Below are 13,145 nucleotides of genomic sequence, written 5' to 3'. Positions count from 1 at the left end.
AGTTCCGCGTAGATTCGCGCCGTGACCTTACGGGAATTCGTGGCCTGGGGCGCGGAGCGATTCAAGGCCTTCGCCGATGCCGTCGTCGCCATTGCGATGACCCTCCTGATCCTGCCCCTCATGGAGGCCGTGACGGATGCCGCGCGGATGCAGGAGGCGGATGCGTCCTACGGAACCGGGGACTTCCTGACCGAGCACCAGGGTCAGATCGTGAGCTTCGCGCTCAGCTTCGTGCTGATCGCCGTCTCCTGGCTCAGCCATCACCGCCTCTATGACCAGGTGGAGCGCATCACCGCTCCCCTGCTGTGGATCAACATCGCGTGGATGTTCACGATCGTCTGTCTTCCGGTGACCACGGCGCTTCTCGGCGCGATGGAGGCCGACCCGCTGCAGGCGGCGCTGTACATCGGCAACCTCACGCTCACGCAGATCACCTCCCTCGTGGCGCGCGTGTATCTCCTGCGCCATGACGGCCTGAGTGCGGCGCCACGAGACAGCATTCGCCGCGGAGCGATCGCCGATGCCGCCACCGCCGCGCTTTTCCTGGTTGCGATGGTGATCGCGATGATCATCCCCGGGCAGGGTTACTTCGCTCTGTTCCTGCTCCTGCTTACTCCGCTCGTCACGTCGTTGATGTCGCGCACGCTGCCCGGGAACCTGCCGAAAACACGGATGAAGGGCGCAGACTCGGGCGAGTAGGCTGGTTGCGCATTCCGTCCTGACTTCTCAAGGAGCACACGCATGGGCGCTTACACCGCCACCATCGAGATCCCCCGCGGCAGCCGCGTCAAGTACGAGGTCGACCACGAGACCGGCCGCGTCATGCTGGACCGCGTCCTGTACACGGTCTTCGGCTACCCGGCTGACTACGGCTTCTTCGACAACACGCTGGGTGAGGACGGCGACCCGCTCGATGTGCTCCTGCTCCTCGACCAGCAGCTCTACCCGGGCGTCGGCGTCGACGTCCGTCCGGTCGCTGTCCTGAAGATGAGCGACGAGGCCGGCGGCGACGACAAGGTCGTCGCGGTCCTCGCGAAGGACCCGCGCTGGGCCCACATCCAGGACGTCGATGACATCCCGGAGTACACCAAGAAGGAGATCGCGCACTTCTTCGAGCACTACAAGGACCTCGAGCCCAACAAGTGGGTCAAGGTCGACGAGTGGGCCAACGCCGCTGAGGCCGAGCGTCTCGTCACCGAGGCGTTCGACCGCGCGAAGACCGAGGGTCACTGACCTCACGCGTCGAAACGGCCGCCCGCTCGGGCGGCCGTTTTGCGTGCGCGGCGGCTCCAGCGACACCTGGTGCGGCATATTGTGCGGTCTCCGAGCCAGCGTCCGCGCCTCCGCGGTGCGTGGCGTGCGGTTGAAGAACGCACCCCGGACGTCCTCCAGCGGTGCGATTTCTATCGCCCACCGCCGACGGAAGGCCCGCCGACGACATCCACGCGTGTAGCGATAGCGACGGCGACAGGCCCTACGCCCGACACGAGATGAAAAACGAGCCCCGATTCACTTCGGCGGTGCGTTTTCCATCTCCCACCACGGACCGGAAACGACGAAGGCCCCCGCGATGCGGGGGCCTTCGTGATGGTGCGGATCAGACGTCGATACCGAACTGCGCCATGAAGGGCGTCGGGTTGGTGGTCGAGCCGTTGATGTACACCTCGTAGTGCACGTGGCAGCCGAAGGAGTTGCCGGTGTTGCCTTCGAGGGCGATCACATCGCCGGCATTGACCCACTGGCCGTAGCTCACGAGCAGGCCGCCGTACTGGATGTGGCCGTACCCGGTGGCGATGCCGGTTCCGTCGTCGTTCGAGATGCGGATGTAGTTGCCGTAGCCGCCGTTGTAGCCGGAGTACGCGACGGTGCCGGAGTGTGCGGCGTAGATGTAGCTGCCGCAGCCGGATGCGAGGTCGACGCCCTCGTGGAAGCTCGACGCGCAGTAGCCGTTTCCGCACTGGGAGTAGCGAGGGCCGTAGTCGGAGGTCTCGACACCGTTGCTGGGACGGACCCAGCCGCCGCTGCCGCTGCCACCGTTGCCACCCGAGCTCGGCGGGGTGTAGTCGCCACCGCCGGAGTCGCCGCCACCGGAGTTGTTGTTGTTCTGCTGCTCCTGCTCGCGGCGCTTGCGCTCCTCCTCGGCGGCGCGCTGGCGCTCCTCTTCGGCGGCCTTCTCGCGAGCGATGCGCTCCTCCTCGGCAACGCGCACGCCCTCTTCATAGGCGGCGACGACCTTGGTCGTGTTGTCCTTGAGCGCGGCCAGCTGTGCCTGGAGGGTGGCGAGGTTGGACTGCTGCTCTTCGAGCGCAGCCTGTGCGGCCTGGGCTGCTGCCTGGGCAGCGGCGAACTTCTCCTGCGCTTCGACCTGCAGGCGGTCGCGTTCGGCGCGCTGCACCTCGGCCTGGTTCGTGAGCGACTGCGCGTTGTTACGGGCGAGGACGGCGGCGTCGTAGATCGCCTTGTTCTGCTCGAGCAGCATGTCGGCCTGACCCAGCTCGCTGAGGATGTCGTCGGCCGACTTCGCGGAGTCGGAGAAGAACAGCTGAAGCGTGGTGTCATCGCCGCCGTTGCGGTAGAGCTGCGCGGCGACTTCGCCGGCCTTCTTCGCCGCGTCGGTGGCAGCCTGCGCCTGCTGGTCGGCCTGCGCCTGGAGAGTCTCCGCCTTCGACGATGCGAGCGCGAACGCCTGCTGCGCATCGAAGTACGCGTTACCGGCGTCCTGAGCGGCCTGCTGCGTCGTGGCGACGTTGTTGTTGAGGGTGGTGATGAGCCCCTCGATCTCGGTGATCTGTCCAGCCTTGGCGGACTCGTCGTTCTTCGCGGCCTGCACGTCGTCCCACGACGGGTAGCTCACAGCGAAAGCAGCCGGTGCACCGGGGGCCATGATGGTGCCCGCCACCGCGAAGGTGAGCGCGGCCAGGCCCAGCACGAACCGGCGCGGCCGGGGGGATGTGTGGCGCGAGCGTGCGCTCGACGCGCCACGTGTGCGACGCGCGTCAGTACCCGTAATCAAGATGAGTCCTCCAGACTGCAGGGTCAGTCACATCAACCACAGTAACAACACGAGTCACATTTGTAACGGGCTGATCGGGAACTTCCTCATGCATCTTGCACAGCCCGCAGGCGCCTTCAGCGCTTGATCAGGGATTTTCCGCTCGCGTGTCGGGTTCGCCACACCCGGGCGTGGGCCAGTTTGTTTTTCGCCTCAGTTTCCGCTTATGCTGGATCGTCGGCAAGTGCGGGACGCAAGCCCCGCTCCGGCCCCATCGTTTAGTGGCCTAGGACGCCGCCCTTTCACGGCGGTAGCACGGGTTCGAATCCCGTTGGGGTCACACTACAATTGAATACACATCATGGCCCTGTAGCGCAGTTGGTTAGCGTGCCGCCCTGTCACGGCGGAGGTCGCGGGTTCAAGTCCCGTCAGGGTCGCTCCAAGCGACGGGCCCTTTCTCTGAGAGGGCCTTTCGTGTCGGATGCGGCATCATCAAGCCGTACGGCTCTGTAGCTCAGTTGGTAGAGCGCACGACTGAAAATCGTGAGGTCACGGGATCGACGCCCGTCGGAGCCACAAGGACCGTCGTTACAACGGTCCCAGAAACCCTCGCGTAGCTTCTACATCGCGGGGGTTTTGCTTTTGCCCTGATGGGGCGTGGTTTCTGAGTCGAGGTTCCTGCGGCCCTAAGTCTGTTGAAGGGCCCGGTTCCTGAGCGAGCGCAGCGAGACGAAGGACGCCCTGACGCAGCTTCTTAGAGGCGGTGTGCCGGTTTTGTGCCGGTAACGAGGTCGTTTCGGCTGCGCGAGCTCGTTCCGCTCTACCATCAAGGCGTGCGGAGATTCACTCTGAGCGCGAGTTTGGTAGTGGCAGCTTCAGTCCTCTCGGCCCGCTCACCCTCCCATACGACCAATGTTTCCACGAGCATGGCGCCGACCCCAGAGCCTTCAACGTGCGTCGAGGACGCTGTGCTTATTGCGGCTGTGGATACCTTCGTCGCAGCTTCCCACGCCGAGGGCTCGACCCCCGTATTCGGCGAGGTGGGCGGCCGTAGGAACAATCTGTTCGAACTACTCGACCGCACAGACGTCGCGGCGATGCCCAATCCCAAAGGTGCCGGCGTGTTGCTCTCCGTGGTCTACCGCGGGGACGACGCCCTGGCACGCAGCACGGCCCACCGCACCGCATGGCTACTCCTCGACGGAACTATCTACCCTGTCGACACAGACGCATCGCAAGCATTTGCCTTACTTTGGGACGGCTACCCGGATGGTGTGAAAGCGGCAGCCGGCCTCGGTAGCGACTACTTCAGCCTTGCGTCGTACGGGGTCAGAGACTTCGAGTCGTGGAACGCCGATTCGCAAGGACGTTTCACTACCTTCCTGAACGAAGCCAACGGTCTATGCACCGCGCCCACTGTTTGGGGCCAGTAGAGGCTCGGCACATGTCGGGCAGCGTTTGCCCCTAATTCGGGGTACAAATGCTGTATGGCTGGTTCCACCATTGCACAGCTCGGCGCGATCGCGGCTGAGCAATGGGGCATAGTCACGACAGCGCAAGCTACCGAGGTCGGCGTCTCACGCAAGACGCTCTCGAGCCTCACCGCAACTGGTGCCCTCGAGCGTCTCGCGCAGGGCGTCTATAGGATGGCCGGCGCACCGGCTGCCATGCTCGAGTCGAATTCCGGGCTCCGCAGTCGGGCTGCGACGGACTCAGCGAGGCTCACCGGTCACTACCATCGTCGGGCTGGCGCAGCCGATCGGGTACACGTTGCCCACGACGTCGCTCTGGAGCACAGGGCGGCAGACAGCTGAGTCCTGATCGTCCAATTCCCGCTGGCCCTGCCACTCGAGCATCTCGGCATCCGTGCAGGAGAGGTTCGCCACGCGACCGTACGTCGGCGTGTAGCTGATCATCGCCGACTCTTCGTAGACGGCCTGATACGTCTGCTCGGAGCGGTCCCAGACGAGCCGCAGGTTGCAGGGAGCGGGAGTCGTTGCCGTCTCCGCGCTGGTCTCGGGTGCAGGGCGCAGGGCCCCTCCGATTGCGGCGCCGCTGGCAAGTAGCAGCAGGCCTGCTACCGCAGCCGTCAGGGTGATCGTTGTTTTGTTCATGACTCCTCCTTGGTTTCTGTCGTCTCTCTGTTGCGGCGAGCACGCGGGCGTCGAGGTCTCGGCGCGTCATCCGCATCCGGCAGCTCGATGGCACGACGGTTGGGCGCGAAGTATCCAAGCGCTGCGTCGCGATTCTGCTCGTCTGCTGCGTAGGCTGCGCGCACCCGATCCGGAGGCGCACCGTTCTCAGCGAGCACGTGCGCGACGCCGGGTGTTCGCGGCGAGATCTCGTGGCACATGGCTCCGGACGCGACGGCGCCGTCTCCCAGCACCATCCCGGTCTCGATGCGATCGCGAAGACGCAACCCAACGGTCTGGGTGAAGAGGCCGCGTGCCGGCAGCGTCTCTTTCCGCGGATCCTGAAGACATGCGAAGAGGACGAAGCCGACTGCCCGCCCTTGCGACGCCAGAGTCGCAATGGCCGCGTTCGCGCGTCGGAGCATCTCGCGGTCCGTCTCGTATGCCGTGAGCGCAGCCAACTCGTCGATAAGCACCACGACCGTCGGGCTCTCGGGGGCCGGTGTGTGCTGACGTGTGACTCCAGCGAGGTCGCGAGCACGGGCCTGCATCACCTGTACGGCTTCTTCGAGCAGCGCCACCGAATGGGCAGCATCCGATGCGAACCGCGTGAGCAAGTCGCGGCCCATGGCGAGTTCCATGCCGCCCTTGCGATCGATACCCCAGACCTCGATAAGGCCGGAGTGGATCGGCTGCACGAGGCCAAGGAGGAGACCCCAGACCAGAGAGGCCTTGCCACTCCCCGAAGACCCGGCGACGAGCGTGTGAGGGCCAAGCGGCAGACGCCACTCCTCTCCCCCGTCAGTGACGCCCATGAGAACGGATGCGCCGTCCCAGGTTCCTCCCAACGGAAAGCTGAAGGGCTCGGCGAGAGCGTCGACGTAGTCGATCCGCAGCGCAAGCTCGCTTAGGTATTCGCCCGAGACGGTAACCCGTACTGCGTTGAATGCCTGCGCAATGCGGTTCGACGCTGCGACGAGGTCTTCACGCGCCAGCCCAGCCGGCATCGACACGGGCAGGATGCACGTGTCCCCGTGCCACGTCGGCCGGCCCGCGCCCGTGACGAGCTTCTGCCCACTGTAGGTCCTGACCTCGAGCCCGAGCTGAACAGCGAGGGATGGCCAGACGCTGACCATCCAGTTAGCCATCTGGAACTGCCAGCGGTCGCGCTCCAGTGTGGCGAAGCGACGACTCGCGATCGCTCGGCGAAGCACCACGACTCCGATCGCGACAACGAGCAGCCAGTTGATGAGCTGTCCGACGAACGGGATCGCGCTGAACATCGTGAGCACCACGATGAGCACCAGCAGCCACCAGCCGCGCCGCGCAAGGACCGGAATCTCCGTCGACCAGTACGCCTTCTCGAGACGCCATGACCACGTCATCATTCACCGCCCCGCGGCTTGGCCGGCGCCTTCATCTCGCGAGCGCGGAGCGAGAACGCAACGCGGGGGCGTCCGCCGGTCTCCTGGATGTACGGGGTCACGAAGAGCCCGTCGAAGACGACCGGCCGGAACGGGAGGCCATTTGCTTCCGGAGGAAGCTGCGGTTCGAGGACACTCGCGAGCTTCACAGTGATCTCGTTCTGTCCCTTCCGCGCATCGGGATCGGCGTCGATCACGCGGACCGGCCACAGCGGGTGACCGGTGTTCTTGTCGAGGTCCTGCCCGTGGGGCTGCCCGTCTTCCCACTTGATGACCGGGGTGACCTCGCCGATGGCGAACGCGCCGACCGGGAAGTACGCCTCGAAGCTGACCGGGATTCCTGACTGAAGTGCCATCGCTGGCTCCTTCCAACTAGAGATGGTTGCCTTACGTTTGTCGCAGTACTTTGCCGCTTTACTTTGCGCAAGTACTTTGCAATACGAGATCCCGTAGTCTGATCCGGTGAGCAAGAATCTGAATCAGTTACAGATACCGGCACCTGTCGCCGGGCTGCTCGCCAACCTCACGAGGATCCATACCGACCCCGCTGCAGACTTCGAGCGCTCAGCGCCACCTCGTTGGACTCCGACGGCCACAGACCTCCCCGAGGACACGACAGAAGAGTGGCTCCAGCGCGTCGCAGGCGTCAGCACCGAGTTGGCGGACCGCTCAGCGGATGTTCGTGCACTACTGACGGCCTATAGCCAGGTAGTCGCGGATCCGCGTCCTGAGCTGTCAATGCTCGCCAAGTGGCAACGCGTGTCCCCGAGCGCCCTCCGGCACCGGTACAACGAGCAGCACGTGCAGTCGGTGCGCGAGTTGCTCAAGCCTGAGCCCCTGATCGATATCGTCCTCGAGCCGTTCATCGCGGTGGTCGACAGCGATTTCGAGGGCATCAGTCCCGAACTGGACGAACAGCTGAGCCTCCGCACCCGTATGCGCAGCATCGTCTCCGAGGAGTTCGTCGCCCTCTTCGGTGAGAACGCCCCCAAGCAGATGGGCTTCGTGCGCAACCCGGCCGACGAGCGGATCACCCGACCGATCGACGACCTCTCCGGGTTCATGAGCACCGCTTTGAAGCGCCGCGAGCCGGAGCTTCTGCCAGTGTTCGACGCGTGGCACCAGCGCTTCGAAGCCCGACCGATCAAGCCCGAAGATGTCAAGGCCAAGGCCACCCGCGTCCGCCGGTCAAGCGTATGAGCCGAGCTGTGAAGACTTTCTTTACTCATTCAAGGCCGGCCTCCGGCCGGCTGTGTCGCCTGCGGTGCGTCCGGTCCTCGGCCACACCGACCCGTGCCCCATCTTGCGAGTATCTTCCGAAGGAAACGCGCCCATGTTCGAGGAGATGCCAGCTGACATGCTCATCAGTTCACCAGCCGTCGAGCCCCAGCTCAGCACCTTGGCCCCAGCGCAACAAGCGTGGAGCGACCAGCTCGCCCTACGCGCCGCGACCCCACTATCGGCCGAGCCCCGTCCGTTTCTCCGATGGGCCGGCTCTAAGCAACGCCTTCTCGCGCAACTCGTACCCCACATTCCGACGTTTACCGGTCGGTTCATTGAGCCGTTTCTCGGAGCGGGTGCAATGTTCTTCTTGCTGGATACCCCTAACGCCATACTGAGCGACAAGATCGAGCCACTCGTTTCCACTTACGATGTCGTCGCTCGACGCCCTGAAGAGTTGCTTTCCCATCTCGAGAACATGAATGTTCTCGACAAAGACTTCTACTACCGCATACGCAAGCAAACTCCGACCGACGAAGTCGAAGCTGCAGCACGCTTTATTTACCTGAACCGCGCAGGCTGGAACGGTTTGTACCGTGTGAATGCGAAGGGAAAATTCAACGTCCCTTACGGTCGCCCCCGCAGCGGAACGATCATAGACCGCGCAAATCTACTAAAATGCTCCACACTCTTGTCGGGGGCGAGCCTCGCTGTTAGTGACTTTGAAGCAACTGCCCGCCAGGCAGGTCCGGGGGATCTCGTCTACTTCGATCCACCATACGTAACGGGGCACAACAACAACGGTTTCGTGGATTACAACGAGGATCTCTTCGCATGGCGCGACCAGGAGCGCTTGGCGGGGGTAGCACGCGAGCTCAGAGACTCTGGGGTCCATGTAATGGTGTCCAATGCCGACCACAGCGCGATACGTGAGTTGTACTCGACGTTCAACTACGCGCAGGTGTCTCGACGGAGCGCGCTGGCAAGTAGTGTGACAAAACGAACCACAGTGACGGAGGCGGTGTTCTACTCATGACCGAGATGTCTGGAGTCCCGGGAGACTTGCAGGAGTCAAGCAACCCGCTCGCACTCATCGATCCTGCAGCAATCCGCGCGAACCCGAACAATCCTCGCCGATATTTCAACGAAGAGCGCCTCGATCTTCTGCGCACCTCCATCCAAGAGGTCGGGATACTCGTGCCGCTCATCGTTTACAGATCTGCTGAGAATGCCGACGATTTTGTCCTTATGGACGGCGAACGCAGATGGCGTTGTTCCCTCGACCTCGGACTCGACGTCGTTCCCGTAAACATTATTCCCACACCGAATCCTCTGGACAATCTTCTACAGATGTTCAACATTCACAATGTCCGTGAGGATTGGCCACTCATCAGCGTGGCGCTTTCACTACGAGAAGTGATCGCAATTTCTGGCGAGGAGGGCGAAAAGAGGCTTTCCGAGATGACGGGCCTTACTCGATCTACTGTAAGGCGAGCGAAGCGCCTTTTGTCGATCCCAGACTCCGAGATTTCGTTGATCCAGGAGGAAGCCCACCTCGATCGAACGCGACAGGTTCACCGGGAAGACCTCTATCTGGAGATCGAGGCCGCGGAGTCCGTACTACGCAATGAGCTGCCCGAGGCAGTGAGTTCATACACCCGAGCAGAGGTCATCCGCGCGTTCGCGACCAAGGCTGAGGTGGGCTCACTCCGCGCCGTGACCGACTTCCGCTCCGTTGGAAAACTCGTAAAGGCGATTGACGAGGACGTAGTCGAGCGAGAGACCGTGGAGGCAGCGGTCGTACGGCTGATCGAGGACAGCCACGCATCTCCCAACTCCATCTTTGATGACATCGCTGCAGAGGGATATCGACAGCAGTCCATCCAACGGAAATCGCAGGTGCTCGTCAATGATATTCGTGAAGCCTTGGGCTCTGGCGGAGTTCTTTCGACGGCGCTGAGGACGGATCTGCTTGAGCTGCGGGCCGCTATCGACCAAGCACTGGGGGAACCCCAGTGACCATCACAACGTTCGAAGAGCCAGCAAAGACGGAGCTCCGCGCTGCGTGCGAGGTCGCAATCGATCAAGCTGGCTATGCAGTTGCCACCACGCTCCAACGAGTTCCCTTGCCCGGTTTGAACGGTGTGCTCAAGGGCGAGGTCCAGAGCCTCAATGCCGACGGCGAGCGAACGTTCTACTATGTGCGCACGGTCGCCCAGGACGCGGTGCCGAAGTGGCTAGCCAACATCGCCCGGGCGTCCCACGAGCTCCACGCCGGTGAGATGTATATCGTCGTTCGGGAGTACTCGGCCCAGTTCATGCAATCGTGTATCGCCGCAGGTGCCGGCTTGCTTCTGCTAAACGAAGATCTGGTTTTCGAGGTAGTCGTGCCGTGGGCTGAATCCTCTCCACAAGAACTCGAAGCGGCTCTCACAGAGGAGATCAATCAGCTTCGCCGCTCCATGGAGCGCAAGCTCAAGCTGACAACCGATGCCCTCACCGCACGGTACGAACGGACAACGGGCCTAGTTGCCGACATGGAAGACCTTGTCGCTGCGTCATACATTTCTAAAGTTGAGTCGGAGTTCAAAGCCGCTGACGATTGGAGCATAGAGATCTCTCGCCTTCTGGACGGCGTGACCAGCAAGGATGACGCTACAACCTTGGCTCGCGTCCGAGAGTTGATAGAAGCTGGCCCGGCCTCTTCTGATAGCCGCTGACCTATGAAGGTTCTTCAGGCTGTCGTCCGCAGCCATCGACTTCTGCTGATTCTGAGCACCGTAGGTCTCGGCGTAGCTGGGTCGCGCGTTGCCGCCGATTTCCAAGACTTGGTGTGGGTATGCCTATTGCTAGGTTTTGCTGCTCTGCTTTGGCTCGCCGATGCGTGCCAACAGATGGATGACCGTGCACGCGAGCTTGCCCGATCGACCAACGTACCCATACAGCAGACTGTCGCAGACTACCTGCGGGGTGCAGGAAAGTGGAGGGTCACGGCACCCCTGATCGTGGTCGTATTGTGTCTAGGCGCGAGCGTGTGGTTCGCGATTTCTTGATCAACTCGTGGACATTCCCGTGCCGGTTCCGTGCCGGTAGCTCCACTGAAACCACCCTCAACCAGCGGCGACCAACCATGACGACTTCCGCGGAATCACGCCGCAAACAGCGACCAACGAGCACCCGCTACCCCGCCGCATCCAACTGAAAATCGTGAAGTCACGGGATCGACGCCCGTCGGAGCCACAAGGACCGTCGTTACAACGGTCCCAGAAACCCTCGCGTAGCTTCTACATCGCGGGGGTTTTGCTTTTGCCCCGGAACCGTGGGCGGCCGCTCGTGTACGCGGTGATGCGATCGACACTCAGATCACGATCCATCACGCCCCGCTCGCGAACCTCCATCTTCACCTTCACCGAGGCCCGGAGCTCAGGCGGCAATACGCGCGTGCGCCCTAACGCCGTCCTGCTCGTCTCGTGACGGCGATGTTCGCGGCGGACCACGCCTCGAAACGAGGAGAATGTCGCCAAAGGAGGACGATGACGGCGCCATGCTCCTCCCTGGGCGAGATTCCCCTCGTTTCGCGACACCGGCTACGAAGCATCTCGACACAGGCAAGGCATTCGAGGCACAGCCGTGGCGTCAGATCACCCGCGCGCATCGGGTCACTCCACGACACCGCCGAACCGGCGCCCCCGGGATCCACCCCTGGACGCGCGGGCTCAGCCCCGCGTGCCGCCGCCCTCCCCGAGGTACGTGCCGTCGGCCAATTGCTCCACGAGCGGGCGCGCGACGGGCTGCCAGCCCAGCTCGGCCCGCGCCTTCGCCCCCGAGGCCTGCTCGTCCAGCAGCAGAGCATCCGCGAATGCCTCCCCGAGACGCGCACGGGTTTCGGCCACGCTCTCCGGACGCACCCCTGCAGTGATCCCGAAGCCGGTGGCGATTGCCTCGCCCAGCTCGCGGACCGTCGGGTTCTGGCCCGACGCACCGATGTAGGTCTCGCCCGTGCCGCCGTTCTCCAGCGCGCGGACGTAGAGCGCGGCGAGGTCGTCGACGTCGACCGTGCTCCAGTGCTGGGTGCCGTCGCCGATCAGCCGAACACCCTCATCGGTCTCGTCGGTGAGGAGCCGGATCAGGCCGGCGCCGCGGCCGTAGACCAGCGCGGGTGTCACCACCATGCCGCGGACACCAGAGGCGCCGAGCACCGCGGCCTCCCCCGCACCGCGCCACGTGGTGAGAGCCGGTCGGTCGAACGGGGTCTCCTCCGTGATCGCGTTCCCATTGCCATAGCTCCAGATGCCGCCGGTGTGGACGAACGGCTTGCCGCTGCCGTCGAGGGCCCGCAGCACCGCGCCGATGAACGCACCGTCGCCCTCCGGAGTCGAGGCCGTGTGCACGACGCCGTCCGCCGCGGCCGCCGCCTGGCCGATGAGAGCCTCGTCGGTGACGTCGCCGACGAGGGCGGTCGCACCGGCTTTCTCGACAACGCGCGCCTTGGCGTCGTCCCGCACGAGCGCGGTCACGTCGTGCCCTTCCGCGCGCAGGCGCTCGAGAACGGATGAGCCGATGTAGCCGGTCGCGCCGGTGAGAAGAACCTTCATGCTTTCGCGAACGTCCTGCGCGCCCGGCGGTATTCCCGGGCGGCCGCGTCCGCCACGCTCAACGTCGGAGGTTGCTGCCATGATCGGGGCATGGGAAAGCTCGAAGACGCCGAAGAGGTCGTGGTCACGTCCGCGGCCGAGTGGCGCTCGTGGTTGGAGGTCAACGCCAGCACGTCCACCGGAGTGTGGGTCCTCATGCCGAAGGACGCGTCGACCACGCGCGGCGATCTGTACGCCCCGCTGGTGGAGGAGGCGCTCTGCTTCGGCTGGATCGATGCGGTCGCACGTCCGGGTGACACGCACGCCAAACTCTGGTTCGCGCCGCGCTCGCCGAAGAGCGCGTGGGCTGCGTCCAACAAGGAGCGCGTGAGTCGTCTCCTCGCAGAAGGACGCATGACCCCGGCGGGTCAGGCGCTGATCGATGCCGCGCAGGCCAACGGAATGTGGACCGTACTGGAGGGGCCGGAAGCCGGGATCGAGCCGGCCGAGCTCACCGCCGCACTCGATGCTCTCCCGGAGGCGCGCGCGACCTGGGACGCCTTCTCCCCCAGCGCTCGCAAGATGGCGCTCACCCACATCGCCATGGCGCGCACAGCAGGCACCGTCACGCGCCGCATCGAGAGCATCGTCGCGGCAGCGGCCCGAGGGGAGAGAGCACTGTGACCGAGCGGGATCTGATGTTCATCGTCGCGATCACCGTCGTGGGCGGCACCCTCGTGGCATTCCTCGTGAACTGGTGGCGGGGCCGGGGTGGCGGAGACGGCGGGCAGGAGTGAACCGT

The 13,145-nt window shown here is 64.1% G+C and carries 14 protein-coding genes and 3 tRNA genes; 12 read left to right on the top strand and 5 right to left on the bottom strand.

From position 1 onward, the window contains the following. The first annotated feature begins 21 nt into the window (after positions 1 to 21). On the top strand, positions 22 to 699 hold the full coding sequence (locus ACIQJ5_RS13235) for a TMEM175 family protein (protein ID WP_231091431.1): 678 nt from the start codon (positions 22 to 24) through the stop codon (positions 697 to 699). A 42-nt stretch (positions 700 to 741) separates the two neighbouring features. Next, positions 742 to 1,233, top strand: coding sequence for an inorganic diphosphatase (locus ACIQJ5_RS13230; protein ID WP_231091430.1), 492 nt, complete (start codon positions 742 to 744; stop codon positions 1,231 to 1,233). Between the two features lie 364 nt (positions 1,234 to 1,597). Here the strand turns inward: ACIQJ5_RS13230 and ACIQJ5_RS13225 are convergent, their stop codons facing one another. After that, positions 1,598 to 2,929, bottom strand: a complete 1,332-nt coding sequence (locus ACIQJ5_RS13225) for a M23 family metallopeptidase (protein ID WP_402844671.1) — start codon at positions 2,927 to 2,929, stop codon at positions 1,598 to 1,600. A gap of 330 nt (positions 2,930 to 3,259) precedes the next feature. Here ACIQJ5_RS13225 and ACIQJ5_RS13220 point away from each other — a divergent pair. From ACIQJ5_RS13220 to ACIQJ5_RS13200, 5 genes are all read left to right on the top strand, one after another. Next, positions 3,260 to 3,332: transfer RNA gene (locus ACIQJ5_RS13220), tRNA-Glu, on the top strand. Between the two features lie 23 nt (positions 3,333 to 3,355). Continuing rightward, a tRNA-Asp gene (locus ACIQJ5_RS13215) sits at positions 3,356 to 3,429 on the top strand. 66 nt (positions 3,430 to 3,495) lie between these two features. Then, a tRNA-Phe gene (locus ACIQJ5_RS13210) sits at positions 3,496 to 3,568 on the top strand. Between the two features lie 407 nt (positions 3,569 to 3,975). After that, positions 3,976 to 4,425, top strand: a complete 450-nt coding sequence (locus ACIQJ5_RS13205; RefSeq protein ID WP_402844669.1) for a hypothetical protein — start codon at positions 3,976 to 3,978, stop codon at positions 4,423 to 4,425. Between the two features lie 54 nt (positions 4,426 to 4,479). Continuing rightward, positions 4,480 to 4,806, top strand: a complete 327-nt coding sequence (locus tag ACIQJ5_RS13200) for a type IV toxin-antitoxin system AbiEi family antitoxin domain-containing protein (RefSeq protein WP_402844667.1) — start codon at positions 4,480 to 4,482, stop codon at positions 4,804 to 4,806. Here the strand turns inward: ACIQJ5_RS13200 and ACIQJ5_RS13195 are convergent. The 3 genes from ACIQJ5_RS13195 to ACIQJ5_RS13185 form a co-directional block, all read right to left on the bottom strand. Further along, positions 4,705 to 5,106, bottom strand: coding sequence for a hypothetical protein (locus ACIQJ5_RS13195; RefSeq protein WP_402844900.1), 402 nt, complete (start codon positions 5,104 to 5,106; stop codon positions 4,705 to 4,707). The two genes, ACIQJ5_RS13200 and ACIQJ5_RS13195, sit on opposite strands and share 102 nt — an antisense overlap. Next, positions 5,103 to 6,407, bottom strand: a complete 1,305-nt coding sequence (locus ACIQJ5_RS13190) for an FtsK/SpoIIIE domain-containing protein (protein ID WP_402844665.1) — start codon at positions 6,405 to 6,407, stop codon at positions 5,103 to 5,105. Before ACIQJ5_RS13190 ends, ACIQJ5_RS13195 begins: the two co-directional genes overlap by 4 nt. 101 nt (positions 6,408 to 6,508) lie before the next feature. Continuing rightward, complete coding sequence (locus ACIQJ5_RS13185) at positions 6,509 to 6,904, bottom strand: plasmid replication, integration and excision activator (RefSeq protein ID WP_402844663.1); 396 nt, start codon at positions 6,902 to 6,904, stop codon at positions 6,509 to 6,511. 106 nt (positions 6,905 to 7,010) lie between these two features. On the opposite strand from ACIQJ5_RS13185, the gene ACIQJ5_RS13180 reads away from it, so the two are divergent. From ACIQJ5_RS13180 to ACIQJ5_RS13165, 4 genes are all read left to right on the top strand, one after another. Continuing rightward, entirely contained in the window at positions 7,011 to 7,748 is a 738-nt protein-coding gene (locus ACIQJ5_RS13180; RefSeq protein ID WP_402844661.1) for a hypothetical protein, read from the top strand. Between the two features lie 133 nt (positions 7,749 to 7,881). Next, positions 7,882 to 8,805, top strand: a complete 924-nt coding sequence (locus ACIQJ5_RS13175; RefSeq protein ID WP_402844659.1) for a DNA adenine methylase — start codon at positions 7,882 to 7,884, stop codon at positions 8,803 to 8,805. Next, positions 8,802 to 9,788 (top strand): ParB/RepB/Spo0J family partition protein, encoded by a 987-nt coding sequence (locus tag ACIQJ5_RS13170; protein ID WP_402844657.1) that lies wholly within the window; start codon positions 8,802 to 8,804, stop codon positions 9,786 to 9,788. The genes ACIQJ5_RS13175 and ACIQJ5_RS13170 overlap by 4 nt, the downstream gene beginning before the upstream one ends. Next, a complete protein-coding gene (locus tag ACIQJ5_RS13165; RefSeq protein ID WP_402844655.1) occupies positions 9,785 to 10,489 on the top strand; it encodes a hypothetical protein in 705 nt (234 codons plus the stop codon). The genes ACIQJ5_RS13170 and ACIQJ5_RS13165 overlap by 4 nt, the downstream gene beginning before the upstream one ends. Before the next feature lie 996 nt (positions 10,490 to 11,485). Here the strand turns inward: ACIQJ5_RS13165 and ACIQJ5_RS13160 are convergent. Then, positions 11,486 to 12,364, bottom strand: coding sequence for an NAD-dependent epimerase/dehydratase family protein (locus tag ACIQJ5_RS13160; protein ID WP_402844653.1), 879 nt, complete (start codon positions 12,362 to 12,364; stop codon positions 11,486 to 11,488). Between the two features lie 90 nt (positions 12,365 to 12,454). Between ACIQJ5_RS13160 and ACIQJ5_RS13155 the strand changes: the two genes are divergently transcribed. Next, a complete protein-coding gene (locus tag ACIQJ5_RS13155; RefSeq protein WP_231091425.1) occupies positions 12,455 to 13,027 on the top strand; it encodes a YdeI family protein in 573 nt (190 codons plus the stop codon). The last annotated feature ends 118 nt before the right edge of the window (positions 13,028 to 13,145 follow it).

It is taken from the genome of Microbacterium sp. GXS0129, assembly GCF_044769785.1.
Lineage (GTDB): Bacteria > Actinomycetota > Actinomycetes > Actinomycetales > Microbacteriaceae > Microbacterium > Microbacterium nymphoidis.
The sequence above is the reverse complement of the archived record's forward strand: the minus strand, read 5'-3'. Positions and strand labels throughout refer to the sequence as shown.